This is a genomic window from Pseudoalteromonas sp. SR41-8 (genome assembly GCF_014163915.1).
In the GTDB taxonomy this organism is placed as follows: domain Bacteria; phylum Pseudomonadota; class Gammaproteobacteria; order Enterobacterales; family Alteromonadaceae; genus Pseudoalteromonas; species Pseudoalteromonas rhizosphaerae.
In genome coordinates this window covers 40,796-63,465 of record NZ_JACJEE010000009.1, presented here as the reverse complement: position 1 = coordinate 63,465, position 22,670 = coordinate 40,796, and the positions used below count along the sequence as shown (strand labels likewise).

Below are 22,670 nucleotides of genomic sequence, written 5' to 3'. Positions count from 1 at the left end.
ACAACAGTGTTTAAATAATTTTAAGCGTTAAATGATAGATATAAAAAAACCGGTCAAGACCGGTTTTTTATATTCTAGCAAAAACAAATTATAGCGCTTTGATCTTAGCTGCTATGCGGCTCTTATGACGAGCTGCTTTGTTTTTGTGAATTAGACCTTTAGTTGCATAACGGTCTAAAATAGGTGTAGCAACTGCGAAAGCTTGCTGTGCAGCTTCCTTGTCGCCCGCTTCAATAGCAACAACTACTTTTTTGAAGTATGTACGCATCATTGAACGACGGCTTGCGTTATGCTGACGGTTTTTTTCGCTAGTGATAGCGCGTTTTTTTGCAGACTTGATGTTAGCCAAGGTTTGCTCCTAACAATCTTAAAATAAGCTTAATTTAAAGGCCGTGGAATATGCCTTTTTTAATCGTGAATGTCAATAAAAATTTGACATACCAAGAAAAACTGCTCCTATATAACGAACATCAATTTGCCGCTCTAGCACAGTTAATACCGCTATTGTAACAAAGGCGGTGAGTTCAGCCTAGTGCTTTAGAGCGATTTATAAAAAAGACTGTGGCATAATTGGTTTTATCGTTGGTTTTAAAGCAGGTTTAGTGTGGCAAAAGGATTATTTCGTTCCGGTATGATTGTAAGTGCAATGACAATGATATCGCGTGTTTTAGGATTAGTGCGAGATGCTGTTGTCGCAAATTTACTTGGCGCAGGTGCTGCCGCCGACGTTTTTTTATTTGCTAATCGCATTCCCAACTTTTTACGCCGCTTATTTGCTGAAGGGGCATTTGCGCAAGCATTTGTGCCCGTTTTGTCGGAAATCAAACAGCAACAAGGAGACGACAAAGTCAGGCTGTTTGTTGCTCAAGCCGCTGGCACACTTGGTACTATTTTACTGGTTGTAACTATTATCGGTGTAATTGCATCGCCAGTTATTGCAGCACTATTTGGTACTGGGTGGTTTATTGAGTGGTGGCAAGGTGGCCCAGACGGTGAAAAATTTGTATTAGCCAGTAGTTTACTTAAGCTAACGTTCCCTTATTTATTTTTTGTAAGTCTTGTTGCACTCAGTGGCGCGGTGATGAATGTTTATAATCGTTTTGCTGTTGCGGCCTTTACGCCAGTGCTGTTGAATATTTCGATTATTGCCTGTGCAATCTTATTACACGATAAATTCTCGGTTGGTGCTTATTCGCTAGCTATTGGTGTGTTTGTCGGTGGAGTGGTGCAGTTATTGTTTCAATTGCCGTTTCTGTACCGAGCGAAAATACTCAGTAAACCACGTTGGGCCTGGCAGGACGAAAATGTAAAAAAAGTCCGTAAGTTAATGTTACCGGCGTTGTTCGGGGTATCTATTAGTCAAATTAATCTACTGCTTGATACCATGATAGCGTCATTGTTAATGACAGGGTCAATTGCTTGGTTATATTATTCTGACCGCCTAATCGAATTTCCACTTGGGTTATTTGGCATTGGTATCGCGACGGTTATTTTACCTGCGCTATCTAAATTACATAGCAGCGAAAAAAGCAGCGATTTTCAGCACACCTTAGATTGGGGAGTGCGGTTTGTGATCTTTTTAGGCTTACCTGCGATGATTGGTTTGATGATCATTAGCCCGTTAATCATTTCTGTATTATTTGATCATGGCGCGTTTAGTCAAGGGGATGTCGATCATGTTCAGGCCGTGAGTTTAGGGGTGATGGCTTACTCTGTTGGGCTTGTCAGTTTTATGTTGATCAAAGTTTTAGCGCCGGGATTTTATGCACGTCAAGACACTAAAACTCCGGTGCGTATTGGCATTATTACGCTGGTGTTGAACATGGTCTTTAATATTATGTTAGCACCGTTTATAGGTTACTTAGGATTGGCGCTTGCGACTTCAATGTCGGCCAGTTGTAATGCGTACCTGCTTTATCGTCAATTAAGCAAAGAGCAGGTTTATCAGTTTTCGCGTTTTAGTTTATTGTTTACCTGCAAATGTTTGCTCGCCGCCTTATTGATGGGGGCTGTAGTTTGGTACGCTGCGACACAGTTTTTATGGCGTCAGTGGCATTTTAGTGAGCAAGTTGTTTTATTGATAGGTTTACTCGCTCTGGCAGGGGGGGTGTACTTTTTAGTGTTGTTTTTACTCGGGGTAAGACTAAATACCATAAAAAACGTTGTTAGTGCTCAATCAGACTAAAAAAATCAACTGAAACTCGCATCTTGAGGTGGTTTGGGTATAATCGGTGATTCTGTAACCCAAGTGAAATTTTACTCGGTACATAACGCTTACAAAGGCATTAGGTGGCATGGAGTTAATTAGAGGTATCCACAATATTCGCACACAGCATTATGGTTGTGTGTTGACCATTGGTAATTTTGATGGTGTGCACTTAGGTCATGGTGAAGTACTCAATGGATTACTCAATGACGCTAAAAAATATAACTTACCGAGTACGGTAATGTTATTTGAGCCTCAGCCACAAGAGTTTTTTGCCAGAGATAATGCGCCAGCTCGATTAACGCGGTTACGCGATAAGCTAGGTCTGTTAGCAAAGTTAGGCGTTGAACGGGTAATTTGTATTAGTTTTAATCAGCAATTTGCCAATATGCAAGCTGAGCAATTTGTGACAGAAATACTGATCAACAAGTTGGGTGTCAAAGCGCTAACCGTAGGTGATGATTTTCGCTTTGGTAAAAGACGCCAAGGTGACTTTAATTTACTAAAAAAAATGGGCCTCGCGGCTCATATGGATGTAAAAAGCACCGCGAGTTTTCGGCAATTAAATGCTAGAGTAAGCAGCACCTTGATCCGCCAAGCATTAGCTGAAGGTCAGTTAGCGCAAGCCAAAGCGATGCTAGGTCATGATTACGCAATATCAGGGCGAGTGATCCATGGCTGGAAACGCGGTCGTGAATTAGGTTTTAGAACTGCAAATATTGCGTTAAAGCGGCAAGTATGCCCTGTAAATGGGGTGTTTGCGGTACAAGTAACGTTAAACGATAAAACAGTGTATGGGGTTGCAAATATTGGCAACAAACCCACATTTAATGGAACACGCGCATTATTAGAAGTTCATCTGTTCGACTTTGCGCAAGATATTTATGGACAGTTTATGCACGTGGAGTTAATTAAAAAGCTTCGCGATGAGAAAAAATTCGAGACATTAACACAATTGACGGCACAAATAGCAACTGATGTTGCTGCCGCTAAACAGTGTTTTGGTTTAAATTAGGTAGCCGATACGGAAACTAGGATTAATGAGCGACTACAAGCATACTTTGAATTTACCGGAAACGACGTTTCCAATGCGCGGCAATTTGGCACAACGTGAGCCAAAAATGCTTAAGACATGGTATGAAGACGACCTGTACGGTCAAATTCGCAACGCTAAGAAAGGTAAAAAAACCTTTATTTTGCATGACGGCCCTCCGTATGCGAACGGCGATATTCATTTAGGTCATTCAGTAAATAAAATTCTAAAAGATATTATTGTTAAATCAAAAACCTTATCTGATTTTGATGCGCCTTACGTACCTGGTTGGGATTGCCATGGTCTACCGATTGAATTAATGGTAGAGAAAAAAGTGGGTAAGCCAGGCGTGAAAGTCACGGCTGCAGAATTCCGTGAGAAATGTCGTGAATACGCTAAAAAACAAGTTGAAGGCCAAAAAGTTGATTTTAAACGTTTAGGCGTATTTGCTGATTGGGATAAGCCTTACTTAACCATGAATTTTGACTTCGAAGCAAACGCAATTCGTGTGCTTGGACGTATCATCGAAAAAGGCCATTTACACAAAGGCGCAAAGCCTGTGCATTGGTGTACTGATTGTGGTTCTGCTTTGGCCGAGGCTGAGGTTGAATATCAAGATAAGCAATCACCAGCGATTGATGTGCGTTTTGAGTTTGTTGATCAAGCGGCCGTTGTTAGTGCCTTTGATTTAAAAGCCGATCATGAAGGTAAAGGTACAGTCAGTACAGTGATCTGGACAACTACACCATGGACACTGCCAGCTAACCGTGCGGTTGCCGTACATGCTGAACTAGAATATGCCTTAGTGCAAGTTGATGATGAAGGCGCGCAGCAGCGTTTGATTATAGGGTCAGAGCTAGTTAAAGATGCAATGGATCGCTACGGCTTTAAGCACTTTCACGTATTAGGTTATGTAACGGGTTCAGCACTTGAAAATTTACAAGTGGCGCATCCATTTTATGATTTTAATGTACCAGTGATTGTGGCCGATCATGTTACTACTGATTCTGGTACGGGTATCGTGCATACAGCACCTGGCCACGGTCAAGAAGATTTCGTGGCAGGTCTACAATACGGCTTAGAGGTGGCTAACCCGGTTGGTGCAAATGGTGTTTATTTACCTGACACTGAGCTTTTTGCAGGTCAACATGTATTCAAAGCCAATGCGAGTGTAGTTGATGTGCTGACTGAGCGTAATGCGCTTATGCATCACCATGCCTTAACGCACAGTTACCCGCATTGCTGGCGTCATAAAACGCCAATTATTTTCCGTGCAACGCCGCAGTGGTTCATTAGTATGGATCAAGCTAATTTGCGCCAAGATTCATTAAAAGAGATTAAAAACACTCAGTGGTTGCCAGAATGGGGCGAAAGCCGCATAGCAAACATGGTTGAAGGTCGCCCGGATTGGTGTATTTCGCGTCAACGTACCTGGGGTGTTCCAATTGCACTGTTTGTTGATAAAGACACCGGTGCTCTTCATCCTGATACTCAAGCTTTGATTGAAAAAGCAGCCCTGCTGGTTGAAAAATCCGGTATTCAAGCATGGTATGACTTAGAGCCTGCAACTTTACTTGGTGAAGCTGATGCTCAGCAATACATGAAAGTGCAAGATACATTAGATGTATGGTTTGATTCTGGTGTAACGCACGCCTGTGTGGTTGATGCTCGCGAAGATTTAGTTGGTCCAGCTGATTTATACTTAGAAGGCTCAGATCAACACCGCGGTTGGTTTATGTCATCAATGATGACGTCAGTGGCAATTAATGGTCATGCACCATATCGTCAAGTGCTAACTCACGGTTTCACTGTTGATGAAAACGGCCGTAAGATGTCAAAATCGCTAGGTAACGTTATTTCACCACAGAATGTGATGAATAAACTCGGTGCAGATATTTTACGCTTGTGGGTTGCTTCAACTGATTACACTGCAGAAATGACCGTATCAGATGAAATCTTCAACCGTTCTGCGGATCGCTACCGTCGTATTCGTAACACTAGCCGTTACTTACTCGCTAACTTAAGTGGTTTTGATCCTAAAACTGACCAAGTAGCTATTGATGACATGGTTGAACTTGATCGTTGGATTGTTGGCCGTGCGGCGCAATTACAAGATGAAATTTTGGCGGCTTACGAAAGTTACCAAATGCTCCAAGTAACGCAAAAGCTAATGAATTTCTGTACTGGTGAGCTTGGTTCATTCTATTTAGATGTGATCAAAGACCGTCAATACACAGCGAAAAGTGATAGTCATGCCCGTCGTTCATGTCAAACAGCTCTATATCATATTGCCGAAGCTATGACTCGCTGGATGGCGCCAATCATGAGCTTTACCGCACAAGAGATTTGGCAAGCACTGCCAGGTGAACGTGACCAATATGTGTTTACTTCAGTTTGGTATGATGGCTTAAAAGCGGTTGGCGAAGGCCAGTTTAGTAATGACGATTGGTTAACGATTCTTACTGTGCGTGATGAAGTAAACCGTGTGTTAGAAGGTGCACGTAAAGAAGACGTGATCGGTGCGACACTCCAAGCTAATGTGAATATTTTTGCCAATGCAGAGCTTGCAGCTAAATTAGCAGCTTTGGGTGATGAGCTTCGCTTTGTATTCTTAACATCTAACGTTACTGTTACAGCTGTTGATACACAACCAGATGCAACTCAAACAACTGAAATTGAAGGCTTATACATCAGCGTATCAGCTACTGATGCACAAAAGTGCGAACGTTGTTGGCATTACTGTGATGATGTAGGTGCAAATCCTGCGCATCCAGAAATTTGTGGTCGTTGTGTTAGCAATGTAGATGGCGAAGGCGAAACACGCCAATTCGCATAGGAGTAGGAAGTGAGCAAACTAGCCCAAAAAAGTGGTTTAGTGTGGCTTTGGTTAAGTTTGCTACTTTTAGTAGCAGACTTTGCCAGTAAAACACTGGTTGTTAAAACCATGAATTTACGCGAATCAATTGATATATTGCCATTTTTCAATTTAACCTATGTGCATAACTATGGCGCAGCTTTTAGTTTTTTAAGTGAAGCGGGTGGTTGGCAACGTTGGTTTTTAAGCGTTATCGCTATTTCAATCAGCGTATTATTGATCTGGTGGCTAAAACGTTTACCTGCCACTAATAAAATTTTATGCAGTGCTTATTCGTTAGTATTAGCGGGCGCAATTGGCAACTTATATGACCGTATCAGCCATGGTTATGTGATTGACTTTCTACACTTTTATTATGAAAGCTGGAATTTCCCTGCGTTCAATATTGCCGACAGTGCGATTTGTATTGGTGCCGCATTATTATTATTTGATGCCTTTACTGGCGAAAGTCCTAAGGAGCAAAAAGCATGAGCCAAGCAGTTATAGGTGAAAAATCAGAGGTTATTTTTCATTTCTCAATTAAGCTATCGGATGGCTCTGCGGCAGATTCAACCAAAGTGCATAATAAGCCTGCAAAATTAACGATGGGTGATGGTAGTCTAACGGCTAACTTTGAAAAATGCTTATTTGGTTTAGCGTCTGGTGACAGCAAGTCATTTGAACTTGAGCCTGAAGATGCTTTTGGTCAACCAAACCCAGATAATATTTACTATGTAGACCGTAGTAAGTTTGGCCCAGAAACGCCGGCAAAAATTGGTTCTATTATTGCGTTTACTCAACCTGATGGTACCGAATTACCAGGAGTTGTTCGTGAAGTGCAGGGTGAGTCTGTGACCATCGATTTTAATCATCCGCTTGCAGGTCAACGTTTAACTTTTGAAGTTGATATTTTAGAGGTGAACGGGTAATGGAAATTTTATTGGCAAATCCGCGCGGTTTTTGTGCGGGAGTCGACCGCGCGATTAGTATCGTTGAACGTGCGTTAGATATCTTTGAAAAACCGATCTATGTGCGCCATGAAGTTGTCCATAACCGCTACGTGGTAGATGGTTTAAAAAAACGTGGTGCGGTGTTTGTTGAAGAATTGGACCAAGTGCCAGACGACAGCATTGTTATTTTTAGTGCCCATGGCGTGTCACAAGCTGTACGCAGTGAAGCTAAGCGTCGAGATTTAAAAGTATTTGATGCAACATGTCCATTGGTCACTAAAGTGCATATGGAAGTGACCCGCGCTAGTCGTAAAGGTATCGAGTGTATTTTAATTGGTCATCATGGTCACCCTGAAGTTGAAGGCACCATGGGACAATACGATAACGCTAAAGGTGGTATTTATTTAGTTGAAACGCCTGAAGATGTTGCCAAACTAAACGTGAAAAATCCAAATAACTTATTTTATTGTAGCCAAACTACATTATCGGTAGATGATACCGCAGATGTTATAGATGGCTTAAGAAGTAAGTTTCCAGCGATTGATGGCCCACGTAAAGACGATATTTGTTACGCCACACAAAATCGCCAAGATGCGGTACGTGACTTAGCTGATAAAGTAGATGTGTTATTAGTTGTTGGTGCTAAAAATAGCTCAAATTCAAATCGGTTACGTGAACTTGCTGATAAAATGGGTACTGTTGCTTACTTAATTGATGACGCCAGTAATGTTGAAGATCAATGGTTTGCTAATGTCAATGCGGTTGGTGTTACCGCGGGTGCATCAGCGCCTGAAGTGCTTGTACAACAAGTGATTAACCGCCTTAAAGAACTAGGCGGTAAACAGGTTATTGAAAACCCAGGCGAAGTAGAGAATATCGTATTTGCTGTACCCGTTGAGCTACGCTAACCTTAGCGTACTGACAGGACATTTTTAAGGAGCGCGCAATGAGCAAGTCGGTGCAAACCAATACTTTGCTTTTTGCGGCGCTGTTTAAAGAACGCGGCGTACTTGCTACTTTAGTCGTTGCGCAAGTTATCGCCACTATACTAGCGTTCGCTCCTGCAACTGCGGATGATATTTGGATCCGCCTCGGCGGGATCAGCCTGTTTTTACATCTCACATTTTTGTCTAGTCTAACTTGGCTTTACTTACTGCGTAAACCACTTGCACACTTGAGTCAGCCTTGGCAATTAAGTGCTTTAATGGCTTCATTACTACTTACAACGGCGGTTTTCAGCGGATTGTTAGTGACCTATGGAGGCGACTTTATTGCACAACAACATACTTATCAGTTTATTTTAAGAAACTTATTAGTCGCTTTTTTAGTCACCGCATTATTTATTCAATTTTTAACTATTCATTTTGAAAAAGACCAGCAAACTAATGCGTTGGCTCGCGCAGAGCTAGATGCCTTACAGGCACGTATTCGTCCGCATTTTTTATACAATAGCCTCAATACCGCAGCGGAGCTTACACATTATGATCCTCAAGCTGCAGAGCAAGCGATTTTAGCGCTCGCGGCATTATCTCAAGCGGCAATGCGAGTGGGGAAAGAGACTGCACTAAGTGATGAAATCGCACTGACTCAGCAATATATTGCGCTTGAAAGTTGGCGGTTTGCTGATCGTTTACAAGTTAACTGGCAATTACCGGAGCAATTGCCAGAGATAACTATTCCGTGCTTAACATTACAACCACTGCTAGAGAATGCTGTTTGTCACGGTGTTGAGCCTTCATTGACTGGCGCTATAATTTATGTCGAGTTACATATTAGTAAACGCTCGTTAGTCATTTTAGTTGAAAACCCAATCTCGTCGCAGCAGCAAAAACGCTCAGGAAATGGCATGGCACTGAATAATATTCGCCAGCGGTTAGATCTTTATTATCAAGGTCATGCAAAGCTGACAATGACAACACGAGGTGATATTTTTCGGGTAAAGTTAGTACTGCCCCTGGCTATTAATAATGCCAAGGAGCAAGCATGAAGGTACTCATAGTTGATGATGAGCCACTAGCACGTGCTCGCTTACAGCGATTACTTGCTCATTACCCAGACTATAACCATGCAGCACAAGCAAGTAATGGCAACGAGGCTTTGCAACAAGTGAAGCTGCAGGCTCCTGATATTGTATTTCTGGATGTTGATATGCCTGCTATGAGCGGTTTAGAAGTTGCAACACAATTGAACAAGTTGTCTGTCCCTCCGGCTATTATTTTCGTCACCGCTCATCCTGAGCATGCCTTAGAAGCTTTGCAACTCAGTGCCGCGGGTTATTTAGTAAAACCTGTGACGGAGCAAAATCTAGCAAAAACAATAGATCAACTAGGTCGTTTAACACGCGCCCATCTACAAAAGCAACGTCCAGCGGCAATCAGTTATCAGCTTGCGGGGGTGACACGCAGTGTGGCATTAGAGGATGTTTGTTATATTATAGCTGAAGAGAAATACACGCGTTTAGTTTTTACTAACGGTGAGGCATTGCTTGATCAAAGCTTAAAACAACTCGAGCAGGATTATCCTACACAGTTATTACGAATTCACCGCAAGATAGTGATTAATCTGTCCCGGCTAATCGCTCTAAAAAAAGCTGAAGATGGCAGTCATGTGGTTTTATTAGAAGGTTGCAGTTGTTTATTACCAGTAAGTAGACGCGCTTATAAAACAGTAAAAGAGCATCTTTAAGCACATTAAATTTTGCAGCAAAAATGCATAGTTAACCATTCATCAACAAATATAACCGTTCATCCTAACCCATCTTGTATCTACATATTATTAGCATATCCTTATAATCAGGTAGTTTTATATTGGGTGTAATATGAGGTCCATCAAGCATACATCGCAACATGGTTTTACGTTAATAGAGGTTTTAATTGCGTTTGTGATTTTAAGCTTTGGCCTACTCGGTGCGGTCGCATTACAAGCAAAAGCAAAACAAGCCAGCTTCGACTCTATGCAACGAGCAGCAGCAGTTGCTTTAGGTAATGACATTATTCAACGGATACGAGCAAATGACCGAGTTGCGTCAATCACTCAGTATAATGGCACATTCACCAGTAACACAGCACTAGAACAGTCTCGAACATGTTACACCGATACATGTAGCTCAGCTCAAATAGCTGCTCTAGATCGTCAACAATGGATCCGTGCCATACAAGCCCGTGAAAATACTGGCGCGCTCGATGACGCCACTGTGTGTATAGAAAATACTGTAGCGGCAGGTAATGGTGGCAGAGGGTTTAATATTCAAGTCGTGGTAAGTTGGCGGGGACGTCAAGAGATCACTGCTAATGCTGAGACAAAAAAAATAACATGTGGCGAAGAAAGTAATACCCGCCGCGTTATGGTACTAAAAAGCTATGTTTATTCAAGGAGCTAGCATGAAGCAGCGAGGTTTCACTTTAGTCGAAATGATGATCGCACTTTTTATTGGTGGTTTAGTGCTCGGCGGAGTTATGTTTACTTACATAAGTATGAAAGTAACGACCAGAGATACTATGGTAATTGGTGAATTACAAGAAACGGGTCGTTTAGCATTAAATATTATGCAGCGCGATATAGAGCAAATCGGTTTTTGGGGGACATTCTACGAAGATTCATTTTCGAAAGAAAATACCACAACTCTAACCAACCCTACTGGTGATTGTTTTTCTGGACTTAATAACGGTAGTTTCCCCGTTAATAATGCAAATAGTAATTTTCGTTCGGTATTTGCACTTGAATCAACTGGAGGCGCGCAGTTGAACTGTATTACAGATTCAAACGATACAACAGATATCTTACAGGTGAAATTTCTAGAGGGTCTGCAAATTGATCCTGCTGATACCAGTTCAAGTAATTATTACTTTATAGCTGAGCAAGAGCGAGCTGAATTTCGCAAAGGCCCAATAGCTGCTGGGACTATAAACGGCAATGCAACGATTTGGCGTTATCGTCACCACGTTTATTACATTGATGAACAAACTTATCAAGTCAATGGACAAAATATCAATGTGCCGGTACTAATGCGACGCCGACTTAGCGCCAGAAAAGACCAAATGATTACTGAGACTATTATGGAAGGTGTTGAAAACATGCGTTTTTTATTTGGGCTAGATACAAATAATGACGGCCGTGTGGATGCTTATCGAAGCGTAGGAATGATGACAGCAACAGATTGGGAAAACCGCCGAGGAATATTAACCGTACAAGTTTTTATACTGGTGCGGTCATTACAAGAATATGCAGACTTAAATCAGCTCAATCAAACGTATACTTTAGGTGAGGATGCAGGTCAACGAGTGCTTAGGTTTAATGACAGGTTTCGTCGAGCTTTATTTACAACAACTATTCGCTTAAATAATGTGGGGGCTAACTTATGGCGTATTTAAAACCAGCTGCCAAACAGCAAGGAATTGTGTTGGTCGTTGCTTTGATTATGGTGGTCGCTGTCACTGGCATTGCGGTGACACTTATGAGCAGTAGTAGTGTAGATATAAAAATTACTAATGCTGCATTTGAGCGAGAAGAAGCTGAAAATTTATTAATGGGTAACGTACAACAATTGATTGCAGGTGAGGCTAACAAGGGCGGCACAAGTCATTTTCTATATACTCGAGCTCAAATACCAAATGGCACGCTTGAACTGCCTCAGATAGATGATACAACAAGTACGATGAGTAATTTAAATAATGGTGCACTAGACTTACCATGTCCTCGAAAGTTTAATTTTACAGCGGGCATTTCGTGCAATATGGTGCAGGTAAACAGTACCATTACGTTTGGCTCAAAAAGCAGACATACTATAACAGTAACATCAGGCATTGCTCAGGAAATGGCAAGCTTAAATACTGGCGGTTAAGTGAGTAAATATGATCAAGTTTAAAAAGTTAGTTATGAATATTTCACTTAGTATCGCGGTACTTTTAAGTATGCAATGCTATGCGGAAGATATTGAATTATATGTAAACCATAATGTAGAAATAGACGAAAGAGCGCGAGTTTTATTGATTTTTGATACCTCTGGCAGTATGGCGTTTTCATCCAAAACAGGTAAAGATTGTGGTCAATATAATAATGGTGGCTGGAAGGTATGTAATGACAGTCGACTTGGAGTGGCTAAAGATGCTATGACTGAGTTGATCACCGGTAACCCTGACATCGATTTTGGGCTTATGCGCTATAACAGTACTGATGGCGGTTATATATTGAATGGTATTGGTAGCTCACATAATGCTATAAAAGCATCAATAGATAACCTACCCGCCGATGGTGGTACTCCATTAGCTGAAACTCTTTGGGAAGCATATTTGTATATAACAGGGAAAGGTTTGCACTATGGCGAGCAAGTTAGTGAGTCAAATCGGGATACTAGTGTTGAAAATAAGGTTAATGATAGAAAACAAGTAGAAGAGTGTGACTGGGAGCGTAAAGGTCGGCATTGGGTTTGGGTTTGTAAAAATGTATGGGTAGATAATTTTAGTTACACGTATATTTCACCTTTTGCAGATAGTGTAGAGGAAGCTAAGCGCTGTGATAACTCAGTAAATATAATTTATATGACGGACGGTGATCCATCTGCTGGAAGTGATAATAATAGTGACGGTGCGATAAGTGAAGCATATAAGTCATATTTCGGTCGTTATTTAAATAATAATGATTACATCTACAGTAACTACTTACATCAGTTAGCTAAAGTAATTCATGGTGTAGACGCGAATAAAAAGGCTAACATCGAAGAGGTCGTTGTTGATTTGTATCCTCAAACTCCCGATATTCACGAAACCGGCCGTGTATATACCGTGGGCTTTGGATCGGGGATGAGTAGCTCTGGTAAAAAACTACTAGAGGAAACCGCTACACTCGGTGGTGGTCAATACGAATATGCAGATACTGCAGAGCAATTAGCTGATGCATTTAAAAAATTCATCACCAATATCCGTGAAGTAAACGATACTTTTACTTCACCTTCCATAGCTAGTAATAATGTTGATCAAACTCGTAGTCGAGAATCTATATATTACGCTATGTTTTACCCTGAAACCGGCGCTCGCTGGCGTGGTAATTTGAAAAAATTAAAAGTGTCAGGAACTGAAATAGTTGATGCCAATTCGACCCCTGCACTGAACGACGATGGGTTGATTAAGTCAACCGCATCGACATTTTGGTTACCCGAGAACACTCCACCTGATGGTAATTCGGTAGAAAGTGGTGGTGTCAATTTACACCTTACCAATTTAGCAGAGCGAACTGTTTATACAGATTCCCCTAAAGGAGGATTGATTGAGTTTCAAAGCTCAACGTTGCAAACCGCATTCGGTAGTCTTGCTAAGGTTGCTACTAGCTTTGGCACAGATATCAATAGTGTTGGTTCAACTATTGAATGGGCTAGAGGGGTAGATGTTGATGATGAAGATAAAGATAGCTCTCGGCGTGATCAACGAAAAGATATATTTGGTGATCCATTACACTCAAAGCCAGTTACGATTGATTATGGTAGTGGTGACATTCGCATATTGATTGGTACTAATGCTGGTTTTCTGCATATGTTCCAAGATAAAGGTAAGGATGTTAGCGAAACATGGTCATTTATTCCAAGTAGTTTATATAAAATTTTAACTCCATTACGTAATAATCAAGCAGACACCAAAGTGTACGGTGTTGACGGCCCAATTACTGTATTTTTTGATGATGCTGATCGTGATGGTGTTGTTGAAGCTGGTGATCGCGTGTGGGCATTCTTCGGTATGCGACGTGGTGGTAACCAATATTATGCATTAGATATTACTAATCCAGATGTACCAAAATTAATGTGGACAATTCAAGGTGGCAGTGGAGTTTATAAAGAGTTAGCACAAACTTGGTCTGCTCCAACTGTGTCATATATTAAGGGAAAGAAAGAGCCAGTGTTAATTTTTGGTGCTGGTTTTGATACTAATAAAGACAATGTATCACTCAGTAATGATACGAAAGGGCGCGGTATATATATCGTCAATGCATCAGACGGTAGCTTGGTTTGGGAATTAACGCCTAAAACAGGCTTTAAAGGAAAACATAGTATTGCAGCAACAGTTTCGATACTTGATTCAGATTATGACGGTTTTATAGATCGCTTATATGCAACAGATACTGCGGGTAGTATTTGGCGTGTAGATATGCCAAGTGCAAACCCGACCGACAGTAAAAACCCTTGGACCCATTTCGAACTTGCTAAATTGGGGGGAGCAATTTCTAGTCAAGATAGGCGCTTTTTTTATAAGGCGACCGTAGCACGTACAATGTTTAGCAAGGTAACCAGTACCACAAGCAATAATCAAACAAGTATAATCCGCGAGGATACCCCATTTGACGCAATATTAATTGGTAGTGGTAATAGACCAAAGCCAACACTAACAACGGTACAAGATCAATTGTATATGATCCGTGATATTAATACTGTGACCATGTCATTTATAGGAGATGACATTCCTGAGACTATTACGCCTAGTGATTTAATGAATGTAAATAGTGATCCTTTTGCAAATGCGCTAGATGATATTGAGCAGTTTACAGAAGAGGAAGTGAAGCTTAGTAAAAAAAGCGGTTGGTATTATGATCTTCCTCGCAGTGGTGAAAAGTCGCTCGCAGCTGCAACTGTAGTTGGAGGAGTTGCTTATTTTACAAGTTTCACACCAGCTTCAGCAGATGCCACGATTAACCAATGTTCTTTAAGTGGAGGAAGTGGCGGTTTATATGCATTTCATTTGCACTACGGAAGCAAGGTATATAACCAATTGCGTTATGTCACGAGCAATGATGTACCAGATACACCGCAACTTTATTTTGGCACCTCAGAAGTTTGCGACAGTGATGGTAAAGCATGTAATGAACAAAGCCAGTTTTTATTACTAGGACCAGGAGTAAAGCAAACTAAAGCGACTGAAGATGAATTTAGTGCGAAAAACCCATTTATACCAAAAGAGATCCTAGGGCCAGGCATTACGTTTGATGAAGATGGCAAAATTAAGCTTGTGAGTGATGCGGTGCCCATTGGCTTTGGTTTTAAAACTCAACAAACCTTTATCTATAAGCGAGAGAATAATGACAACCAAAAATAACATGCAGCGAGGGTTTACATTAATTGAGCTCATGATCACTGTAGCAATATTAGGCATTATTGCCTCAATTGCTCTACCAAGCTATTTTGAACATGTTAAACGGACTGCTCGCACAGAAGCAATCACGTCATTACTTGATGCGGCTAATCGGCAAGAGCAGTTCTTTGTTGATAATCGAGAATATACAAATGATTTAGCAAATATTGGTGTAACGACACCAACTGAGCATGGTTTTTATACTATTGAGGTTGAAGTCGATAACGATGCAGGGACATTTAGCTTTACAGCAACTCCAGTTGCTGGTCCTCCATTAAAAGATGATGACTGTAAGACCTTTGTTATTGATGATGCAGGACTAAAAACCGCAACACCGAAAGCGAATTCTGCAATGTGCTGGGGTAAATAGTTTGTAATGGCTTTATTTTTGGTTACTCTTGGCATTTTGAGGTATTTTTAATCTTCGTTCTGCCAGTATAGCTTATAGATATAGCAAGCCCTTTGTGGCTTGCTTGTTTATACTTAGGACAATATATAAATGTACCGTTATGAAAGCCCATGGGTGTGCCGTTATATCGAAAAGTAATAAATGGCCTAGGGTAGGTGAGCATATCTTCAGAGTGTGTTGGTTCAATGTAAAATAGAACCTTATCTTTACCATCAAATTTACCCACCTTGTTAGTATCAGTAAACACAGTAAGTTCTTTGTGCCAATTATCGCTATGGCATTGATTATTTTTAAGGGCGCAAAATGTTACGTTTGCGCCATAAGATACTGCGCTTAAACGGGATAAGCCAATAGCTCGATTTACTTTTGCGATATGGTTGTCAAGGCGGATATTTATGAGTAATGGCTGATAATTAAATAAAACTAAGTGGCACATTATTGACATAATGCTTAACACTACCATAGTTTCAATCAACGTGGTTCCTAGTCGCTTTGCTCCGTTGTTTATATCCTTCATCCTTGAAGTTCTCAATTATGACAAGTAGATTAAGCTTAGTTGACCCTAAATCAGATGCAAATATAGAGCGAAATTTAATCACAGGTGCCGCTCGTATCTCCGTTATAAAATGCCGTACCAGATTGGCTGATTGTCAGTGCTTTATTGTTTTTGTTATCTTTATTTGGACAGTAGATGAATGTGCCTGGGTTAGAGGTAATACGACCACTTGCATCAAATATCAATGAATTATCACCTGAAAATGTTAATTGATTATTGTCAGGGACTTCTTCCATAACTCTGAGAATTCGGTCTCCTCTGCGTGGGTTATGATCGCCATTACTATTACTATCATAAAAGACGATTATAGAGCCGTCATTCCAACTATCTAAGCAGGTCACTTTTTTGTCATTTTCTATTCTGGTTGTATTACCACTGCACACAACGATCAATGAATCGGTACTCGTGGCTTTTGCGCGAGCAAAGTTGATGTTACGTTTTAACTCCAGCAAATAATTTTCAGCTCGGTTATTTTCAAGCATGTCGCTACTATTCCAAAAAGCGATTGAGGCTAAAATTCCGACTATCGCAAGGGTGACCATCACCTCAAGTAATGTAAAGCCATGTTGTTGTTTGTTCATGTTCACCTCTGGTACTGGAGTGCGCTGAGTAAATCAGCGCACTTTGAAGAACTTATTTTAAACATAATTGTTCCAATTGATATAATCATACCATTGCTGACGATTAAATCACCGTAATTCAATTGCTTTGTTTGCTATGAAGTGCAGGATTGTCTAAAATCGATTCAATTGGCAATATAAGAGTAGCGACTAATAATGAAGAAAATTGAAGCAATAATTAAACCATTTAAACTTGATGATGTTCGTGAAGCGTTGTCTGATGTCGGTATTACTGGCATGACCGTCAGTGAAGTGAAAGGTTTTGGCCGTCAAAAAGGACATACTGAGCTTTATCGTGGCGCTGAATACATGGTTGATTTTTTACCAAAAGTAAAGCTTGATATTGTCCTTGGTGATGACGATGTTGACCGTGCTATTGAAGTGATCGTTAAAACAGCACAAACAGGTAAAATTGGCGATGGTAAGATTTTCGTCACTGACGTTGAGCGTGTAGTTCGTATTCGTACTGCTGAAGAAGATGAAGACGCGATCTAATTTATTATCTGAGATTAAAAGTCAGACATAAAAAAGGCGCTACTTATAAACAATCAGTAGCGCCTTTTTTGTATATGTTAATTTATTTCTTTTTATTTAACTCTCGGGTCATTTTGGCGTGTTTACTTAATTCTGGTAAACCAAGCTTGTTGTAGCTTTTTTCCATCATTTCCAGTGCTTCATTTAAATAACTACTTTGAGAATAATGCTCTACGACGTATTTACCGCGATTTGCTGCTGCTAAGTAAGCTTCACGTTCATAGTAGTAATCAGCAACTTTCAACTCGTAACGTGCCATTTTGTTGAGTAACCAAACTAAACGTCTTTTTGCTTCAGGGGCATAGCTACTATCAGGGAAGCGATTGACTAAGGTTGATAAATCAGTAAAGGCAACACGGGTTCGATTAGCATCACGGTCGGCTCTATCAACACCAAAATACTCTTGGAATGCGTTTTTATCGGCTTTAATATTTACTAAACCACGCATGTAGTACATATAGTCTAAATCTTTGTGGTTTGGATTTAGGCGAATAAAACGGTCAATTGTTGCAAGCGCTTGTTCAGTATTACCCGCTTGATAATGGGCGTAGACTAAATCCATTTGCACTTGTTTTGACATGGGCCCAAATGGATAGCGTGAATCAATCGCACTCAAAAGCTCAATTGCACGCGCGTACAAGCCTGAATCAAGTGTTTGTTTGGCATCATCATACAACGCTTGCGCTGATTTATTAGGAACGCGTTGGATATCTTCTGCATCAGGTGCTGACGAACAGGCACCTAAACCAAGTAATGAAACTGTAAAAACAATGGCGAATGCACGTTTCCCTATTCTATTTATCATTTTATTTGTTACCTTCGATGTCTTCGGCTAGGCCAAGTGGGTAAAACCGAGTAAACTATGCTTATTATATAATGCTTTTATTAAAAGCGATTCTAACCCAGTCGAGCACAGCTTGCACTGGTAAATTGGGTAAAGTTACTAATGTCAGAGCAAATTTCTCTTCAAGCCGAGGTGCCAACTGAGTTAGGCGGTAAACGTCTAGACCAAGTATTGGCACAATTGTTCCCTGATTATTCACGTTCACGTATAAAAACGTGGATTTTGGATGATAAAATCACCGTGGATGGTGAAATTTTAAACACCCCGAGAGAGAAACTCTTTGGTGGTGAAACAGTCAATGTTGAAACTAGCATTGAAGCCCCACGTGAATACTTAGCGCAAGATATCAAATTAAACATCGTTTATGAAGATGATGATATTTTGGTTATCAACAAACCTATGGGTTTAGTTGTGCACCCTGGTGCCGGTAATCCTGATGGCACAGTGCTCAATGCATTGTTGCATCATTATCCAGATATCATTAATGTTCCGCGCGCAGGTATTGTGCATCGTCTAGATAAAGATACTACCGGTTTGATGGTGGTAGCTAAAACAATTCAGGCGCAAACACATTTAGTTAAAGCATTACAGAAGCGTGAAAACTTCACGCGTGAGTATGAAGCAATTTGTAATGGCACCATGACCGCAGGTGGTATGGTTGAAAAACCAATTGGTCGCCATCCTACGCAGCGTACACACATGGCTGTGCATGAGCAGGGTAAACCAGCAATTACGCATTTTCGTGTTGCTGAAAAATTCCGTGCGCATACGCGATTACGTCTTCGTTTAGAAACTGGCCGAACTCACCAAATTCGTGTGCATATGGCATTTATTAATCATCCATTGATTGGTGATAAAGCCTATGGCGGTCGTCCACGTCCACCAAAAGGCGCAACACCTGAATTGTTCCAAATGTTACGTGAATTTAATCGTCAAGCATTGCACGCGGTAAAGCTAAGTATCGCACACCCAATTACGGGTGAAATGATGACTTGGCAGGCGCCAATTCCTGATGACATGGTTGCCATGACGCACGTACTTCGTGAAGACACCAAAGCTAATCCAAATATCGATTTTTAAGCTGCTTTAATGCTTTATCCTAATTGGACAGCGCCAACCAATGTAGGTGCTCTCAGTACAACTCGTCAGGGCGGTGTATCGCATGCGCCTTTTATGAGTTTAAACTTAGGCCTACATGTGGGCGATGATCAGCAAGCGGTATTAACGAATCGCGCACTTTTAGCTGCTCAGCTTCCTAAAGCACCGGTGTGGCTTAATCAGATCCATAGCAGTGAAGTCGTTGTTGTGGATGAGTATTTTGACCCACAGGCTAATTATGATGCGGATGCGCTGTATACCCGATTAAAAAATCAACCACTGGCAATTATGACAGCAGATTGCTTGCCGGTTTTACTTACCAGTGAAAGTGGTGATGAGGTGGCTGCTATTCATGGTGGCTGGCGCGGTTTGCATGCGGGTATTATCGCTAATACTTTGCGTCACTTTAGCAGCCCTGCAGAACAAATTATAGCGTGGTTAGGTCCTGCCATAGGTGCTGCAAAGTTTGAGGTTGGCAGTGAAGTAAAAGCGCTTTTCTGTGAACAATCAGCATCTCATCACACTGCATTTGTGGCGCAGGCGGATGGTAAATATTTAGCGGATATTTATCTGCTCGCAACCACACAGCTTATTAATCTAGGCATAAGAAATATTAGTGGTGGTGAGTACTGTACAGTTAGCAATAGCGAACAATTCTTCTCATACCGTCGAGATGGTCAAACAGGCCGTATGGCTTCTTTGATCTGGCGCAAGTAATAGTCTATTCAGTGAGTATATTTTCTCCTAAGCCTTGATCAAAGTGCCGAGCATACCCATTAATTAAGTAATTAGTTTTTTTAATAGGTAACCCCTTATGCGTTTAGATCGATTTACCAGTAAATTTCAATCTGCGCTCTCTGACGCTCAGTCATTAGCGCTTGGTCGTGATCATCAATTTATTGAACCAGTACATTTAATGTATTCACTCTTGCAGCAAAGTGGCTCAAGTGTGCGTGCGTTATTAGCCCAAGCCAGTGTGAGTGCCGATGAACTTAATACCAAGTTATCGCAAGAGATAGAAAAGCTATTTAAAGTGGAAGGTGTTGGCGGCGACGTGCAGTTGTCAAATAACATGGTTTCACTGATCAACTTATGCGATAAGTACGCGCAAAAGCGTAAAGATAAATACATCTCCAGTGAGTTATTTGTATTAGCAGCGTGTGATGATAAAGGGCCATTGGGTGATATCTTTCGCGCTTTAAATATGACCAGCACTAAAATAGAAGCAGCAATACAAGCTATTCGCGGTGGTCAAAAAGTTGATGATCCGAATGCCGAAGATACCCGTCAAGCGCTGAAAAAGTTTACTATCGATTTAACTGAGCGTGCAGAGCAGGGTAAACTTGATCCTGTTATTGGCCGCGATGATGAAATTCGCCGCACCATTCAAGTATTACAACGGCGTACTAAAAATAACCCCGTGTTGATTGGCGAACCCGGTGTCGGTAAAACCGCTATAGCTGAAGGGCTCGCGCAGCGTATTATTAATGGCGAAGTGCCTGAAGGCTTGAAAAACAAACGTGTGTTATCGCTTGATTTAGGAGCCTTGGTGGCCGGTGCAAAATACCGTGGTGAGTTTGAAGAACGTTTAAAGTCAGTGCTTAATGAATTGGCTAAAGAAGAAGGCCAAGTGATTCTGTTTATTGACGAAATTCATACTATGGTGGGCGCCGGTAAATCTGATGGTGCAATGGATGCGGGTAATATGCTCAAACCTGCATTGGCTCGAGGTGAACTGCATTGTGTCGGTGCTACAACCCTTGATGAGTATCGTAAATATATTGAAAAAGATGCCGCTTTAGAACGTCGTTTTCAAAAGGTGCTTGTTGAAGAACCATCAGTAGAAGATACCATAGCGATTCTTCGAGGCTTGAAAGAGCGTTACGAGTTACATCACTGTGTTGAAATTACCGATCCAGCCATTGTTGCCGCAGCGCATTTATCGCACCGCTACATTAGCGATCGCCAGCTACCGGATAAAGCCATTGATTTAATTGATGAAGCGGGTTCGTCTATTCGCCTACAAATCGATTCAAAACCAGAATCATTAGATAAATTAGAGCGCCGTATCATCCAGCTAAAACTCGAAGATAATGCACTTGCTAAAGAGAAAGATGACGCCAGTCAAAAGCGTCGTTCTGAGATGCAGGAGCTGATCACCGATCTTGAAGCCCAGTACCGTGAGCTTGATGAAGTATGGACAGCTGAGAAAGCCTCTTTGCAAGGTACTCAAGTAATTAAGGCTGAACTTGAACAAGCGCGATTAGACTTAGATGTTGCCCGCCGTGCCACTGATCTACAACGTATGTCAGAGCTGCAATACGGCCGCATTCCAGAATTGGAACGTAAACTCGACTTAGCTTCACAAGCTGAAATGCAAGAAATGAGCTTACTTAAAAACCAAGTGGGTGAAGATGAAATTGCTGAGATACTTTCACGTTGGACTGGTATTCCTGTATCGCGCATGCTTCAAGGTGAGCGTGAAAAACTGCTGCAAATGGAAGAACATTTACACCATAAAGTGATCGGTCAAGACGAAGCGGTAGTGGCAGTGGCGAATGCGATTCGTCGTTCACGGGCAGGGCTTGCAGATCCAAATAGGCCAATCGGTTCGTTTTTATTTTTAGGCCCAACCGGGGTCGGTAAAACTGAGCTGACTAAAGCGTTAGCTGGATATATGTTTGATACTGAAAGCGCGATGGTGCGAATTGATATGTCTGAGTTTATGGAAAAGCACTCAGTTGCTCGCTTAGTTGGCGCGCCTCCGGGCTATGTTGGTTATGAAGAAGGTGGCTACTTAACAGAAGCTGTTCGTCGTCGTCCATATTCTGTAATTTTGCTTGATGAAATCGAAAAGGCACATCCTGATGTATTTAATATTCTGCTGCAAGTGTTAGATGATGGTCGTTTAACGGATGGCCAAGGTCGTACTGTTGATTTTAAAAATACGGTGATCATCATGACCTCAAATTTAGGCTCAGATATTATTCAAGAGCAAACCGGTAACAACGATTATGCAGCGTTAAAAGAAAAAGTGATGGGGGTTTTGGTTAATGAGTTTAGACCTGAATTTATTAACCGTATTGATGAAACCGTAGTATTCCACCCACTTGCTAATGAACATATCAAAGAGATTGCAGATATTCAGTTAAGCAAGTTACGTGAGCGCCTAACAGGAATGGGTTACTTGTTACAAATAAGTGATGCAGCTCTTGATCGAATTGCAGCCAGTGGTTTTGACCCGGTTTATGGTGCACGACCACTCAAACGGGCTATTCAACATACCATTGAAAACCCATTATCGCAGAAGTTACTCGCAGGTGAATATCAAAGTGGTGACATGATAGTAATTGATGCTGACGAAAATGGTTTAGTGTTCTCATCACGCTAACTGATTAACTGAGTTTTAAGGCCAGTGAATATGCTGGCCTTAAACTCGCTGCGAATAAAAAGTT

21 protein-coding genes are annotated in these 22,670 nt (G+C 41.2%); 17 read left to right on the top strand and 4 right to left on the bottom strand.

What is annotated here, in order from left to right; all coding sequences use genetic code 11:
- Positions 1–88: 88 nt before the first annotated feature.
- Entirely contained in the window at positions 89–349 is a 261-nt protein-coding gene (gene rpsT / locus H5162_RS08115; protein ID WP_145237275.1) for a 30S ribosomal protein S20, read from the bottom strand.
- A 297-nt stretch (positions 350–646) separates the two neighbouring features.
- On the opposite strand from rpsT, the gene murJ reads away from it, so the two are divergent.
- From murJ to H5162_RS08050, 13 genes are all read left to right on the top strand, one after another.
- Positions 647–2,185, top strand: coding sequence for a murein biosynthesis integral membrane protein MurJ (gene murJ, locus H5162_RS08110; protein ID WP_409076810.1), 1,539 nt, complete (start codon positions 647–649; stop codon positions 2,183–2,185).
- A gap of 109 nt (positions 2,186–2,294) precedes the next feature.
- Positions 2,295–3,221 carry a bifunctional riboflavin kinase/FAD synthetase gene (ribF, locus tag H5162_RS08105; RefSeq protein WP_145237272.1) on the top strand — a complete coding sequence of 309 codons (927 nt, stop codon included), beginning with the start codon at positions 2,295–2,297 and terminating at the stop codon, positions 3,219–3,221.
- 25 nt (positions 3,222–3,246) lie between these two features.
- Positions 3,247–6,075 carry an isoleucine--tRNA ligase gene (gene ileS / locus H5162_RS08100; protein WP_145237269.1) on the top strand — a complete coding sequence of 943 codons (2,829 nt, stop codon included), beginning with the start codon at positions 3,247–3,249 and terminating at the stop codon, positions 6,073–6,075.
- Between the two features lie 9 nt (positions 6,076–6,084).
- Entirely contained in the window at positions 6,085–6,585 is a 501-nt protein-coding gene (gene lspA, locus H5162_RS08095; protein WP_145237265.1) for a signal peptidase II, read from the top strand.
- Entirely contained in the window at positions 6,582–7,022 is a 441-nt protein-coding gene (gene fkpB / locus H5162_RS08090; RefSeq protein ID WP_145237262.1) for an FKBP-type peptidyl-prolyl cis-trans isomerase, read from the top strand. The genes lspA and fkpB overlap by 4 nt, the downstream gene beginning before the upstream one ends.
- Positions 7,022–7,951: a 4-hydroxy-3-methylbut-2-enyl diphosphate reductase gene (gene ispH, locus H5162_RS08085; RefSeq protein ID WP_182734408.1), complete on the top strand. Its 930-nt coding sequence runs from the start codon at positions 7,022–7,024 to the stop codon at positions 7,949–7,951. The genes fkpB and ispH overlap by 1 nt, the downstream gene beginning before the upstream one ends.
- A gap of 38 nt (positions 7,952–7,989) precedes the next feature.
- On the top strand, positions 7,990–9,030 hold the full coding sequence (locus tag H5162_RS08080) for a sensor histidine kinase (RefSeq protein WP_182734406.1): 1,041 nt from the start codon (positions 7,990–7,992) through the stop codon (positions 9,028–9,030).
- Positions 9,027–9,728, top strand: a complete 702-nt coding sequence (locus H5162_RS08075; RefSeq protein ID WP_145237253.1) for a LytTR family DNA-binding domain-containing protein — start codon at positions 9,027–9,029, stop codon at positions 9,726–9,728. The genes H5162_RS08080 and H5162_RS08075 overlap by 4 nt, the downstream gene beginning before the upstream one ends.
- A gap of 133 nt (positions 9,729–9,861) precedes the next feature.
- Positions 9,862–10,422: a type IV pilus modification protein PilV gene (gene pilV, locus H5162_RS08070; protein WP_145237250.1), complete on the top strand. Its 561-nt coding sequence runs from the start codon at positions 9,862–9,864 to the stop codon at positions 10,420–10,422.
- 1 nt (position 10,423) lies between these two features.
- Positions 10,424–11,413 (top strand): PilW family protein, encoded by a 990-nt coding sequence (locus H5162_RS08065; protein ID WP_145237247.1) that lies wholly within the window; start codon positions 10,424–10,426, stop codon positions 11,411–11,413.
- The gene (locus tag H5162_RS08060) at positions 11,401–11,883 is read left to right on the top strand and encodes a pilus assembly protein PilX (RefSeq protein ID WP_145237244.1); all 483 of its coding nucleotides are present in this window, start codon (positions 11,401–11,403) and stop codon (positions 11,881–11,883) included. Before H5162_RS08065 ends, H5162_RS08060 begins: the two co-directional genes overlap by 13 nt.
- A gap of 10 nt (positions 11,884–11,893) precedes the next feature.
- Positions 11,894–15,118: a PilC/PilY family type IV pilus protein gene (locus H5162_RS08055; protein WP_182778215.1), complete on the top strand. Its 3,225-nt coding sequence runs from the start codon at positions 11,894–11,896 to the stop codon at positions 15,116–15,118.
- Complete coding sequence (locus tag H5162_RS08050; RefSeq protein WP_145237238.1) at positions 15,102–15,524, top strand: type IV pilin protein; 423 nt, start codon at positions 15,102–15,104, stop codon at positions 15,522–15,524. The genes H5162_RS08055 and H5162_RS08050 overlap by 17 nt, the downstream gene beginning before the upstream one ends.
- A 22-nt stretch (positions 15,525–15,546) precedes the next feature.
- Here the strand turns inward: H5162_RS08050 and H5162_RS08045 are convergent, their stop codons facing one another.
- The gene (locus H5162_RS08045; protein WP_182759869.1) at positions 15,547–15,999 is read right to left on the bottom strand and encodes a GspH/FimT family protein; all 453 of its coding nucleotides are present in this window, start codon (positions 15,997–15,999) and stop codon (positions 15,547–15,549) included.
- Between the two features lie 155 nt (positions 16,000–16,154).
- Positions 16,155–16,700, bottom strand: a complete 546-nt coding sequence (locus tag H5162_RS08040; protein WP_149980933.1) for a GspH/FimT family pseudopilin — start codon at positions 16,698–16,700, stop codon at positions 16,155–16,157.
- Between the two features lie 195 nt (positions 16,701–16,895).
- Between H5162_RS08040 and glnB the strand changes: the two genes are divergently transcribed.
- On the top strand, positions 16,896–17,234 hold the full coding sequence (gene glnB / locus H5162_RS08035) for a nitrogen regulatory protein P-II (RefSeq protein ID WP_145237227.1): 339 nt from the start codon (positions 16,896–16,898) through the stop codon (positions 17,232–17,234).
- Positions 17,235–17,316: 82 nt separating this feature from the next.
- Here glnB and H5162_RS08030 read toward each other — a convergent pair whose 3' ends face one another.
- Complete coding sequence (locus H5162_RS08030) at positions 17,317–18,078, bottom strand: outer membrane protein assembly factor BamD (protein WP_145237224.1); 762 nt, start codon at positions 18,076–18,078, stop codon at positions 17,317–17,319.
- A 141-nt stretch (positions 18,079–18,219) separates the two neighbouring features.
- Between H5162_RS08030 and rluD the strand changes: the two genes are divergently transcribed.
- The 3 genes from rluD to clpB all read left to right on the top strand — a co-directional run bounded on the left by rluD (position 18,220) and on the right by clpB (position 22,606).
- A complete protein-coding gene (gene rluD / locus H5162_RS08025; protein ID WP_145237221.1) occupies positions 18,220–19,197 on the top strand; it encodes a 23S rRNA pseudouridine(1911/1915/1917) synthase RluD in 978 nt (325 codons plus the stop codon).
- 9 nt (positions 19,198–19,206) lie between these two features.
- Positions 19,207–19,932: a peptidoglycan editing factor PgeF gene (gene pgeF / locus H5162_RS08020; protein ID WP_145237218.1), complete on the top strand. Its 726-nt coding sequence runs from the start codon at positions 19,207–19,209 to the stop codon at positions 19,930–19,932.
- Positions 19,933–20,029: 97 nt separating this feature from the next.
- Complete coding sequence (gene clpB, locus H5162_RS08015; protein WP_149980795.1) at positions 20,030–22,606, top strand: ATP-dependent chaperone ClpB; 2,577 nt, start codon at positions 20,030–20,032, stop codon at positions 22,604–22,606.
- Positions 22,607–22,670: the final 64 nt, after the last annotated feature.

Coding starts and splice junctions, on each gene's coding strand:
- murJ (WP_409076810.1), top strand. CDS start 647: ATGACAATGATATCGCGTGTTTTAGGATTAGTGCGAGATGCTGTTGTC.
- ribF (WP_145237272.1), top strand. CDS start 2,295: ATGGAGTTAATTAGAGGTATCCACAATATTCGCACACAGCATTATGGT.
- ileS (WP_145237269.1), top strand. CDS start 3,247: ATGAGCGACTACAAGCATACTTTGAATTTACCGGAAACGACGTTTCCA.
- fkpB (WP_145237262.1), top strand. CDS start 6,582: ATGAGCCAAGCAGTTATAGGTGAAAAATCAGAGGTTATTTTTCATTTC.
- ispH (WP_182734408.1), top strand. CDS start 7,022: ATGGAAATTTTATTGGCAAATCCGCGCGGTTTTTGTGCGGGAGTCGAC.
- H5162_RS08080 (WP_182734406.1), top strand. CDS start 7,990: ATGAGCAAGTCGGTGCAAACCAATACTTTGCTTTTTGCGGCGCTGTTT.
- H5162_RS08075 (WP_145237253.1), top strand. CDS start 9,027: ATGAAGGTACTCATAGTTGATGATGAGCCACTAGCACGTGCTCGCTTA.
- pilV (WP_145237250.1), top strand. CDS start 9,862: ATGAGGTCCATCAAGCATACATCGCAACATGGTTTTACGTTAATAGAG.
- H5162_RS08065 (WP_145237247.1), top strand. CDS start 10,424: ATGAAGCAGCGAGGTTTCACTTTAGTCGAAATGATGATCGCACTTTTT.
- H5162_RS08060 (WP_145237244.1), top strand. CDS start 11,401: ATGGCGTATTTAAAACCAGCTGCCAAACAGCAAGGAATTGTGTTGGTC.
- H5162_RS08055 (WP_182778215.1), top strand. CDS start 11,894: ATGATCAAGTTTAAAAAGTTAGTTATGAATATTTCACTTAGTATCGCG.
- H5162_RS08050 (WP_145237238.1), top strand. CDS start 15,102: ATGACAACCAAAAATAACATGCAGCGAGGGTTTACATTAATTGAGCTC.
- H5162_RS08045 (WP_182759869.1), bottom strand. CDS start 15,999: ATGTGCCACTTAGTTTTATTTAATTATCAGCCATTACTCATAAATATC.
- H5162_RS08040 (WP_149980933.1), bottom strand. CDS start 16,700: ATGAACAAACAACAACATGGCTTTACATTACTTGAGGTGATGGTCACC.
- glnB (WP_145237227.1), top strand. CDS start 16,896: ATGAAGAAAATTGAAGCAATAATTAAACCATTTAAACTTGATGATGTT.
- H5162_RS08030 (WP_145237224.1), bottom strand. CDS start 18,078: ATGATAAATAGAATAGGGAAACGTGCATTCGCCATTGTTTTTACAGTT.
- rluD (WP_145237221.1), top strand. CDS start 18,220: ATGTCAGAGCAAATTTCTCTTCAAGCCGAGGTGCCAACTGAGTTAGGC.
- pgeF (WP_145237218.1), top strand. CDS start 19,207: ATGCTTTATCCTAATTGGACAGCGCCAACCAATGTAGGTGCTCTCAGT.
- clpB (WP_149980795.1), top strand. CDS start 20,030: ATGCGTTTAGATCGATTTACCAGTAAATTTCAATCTGCGCTCTCTGAC.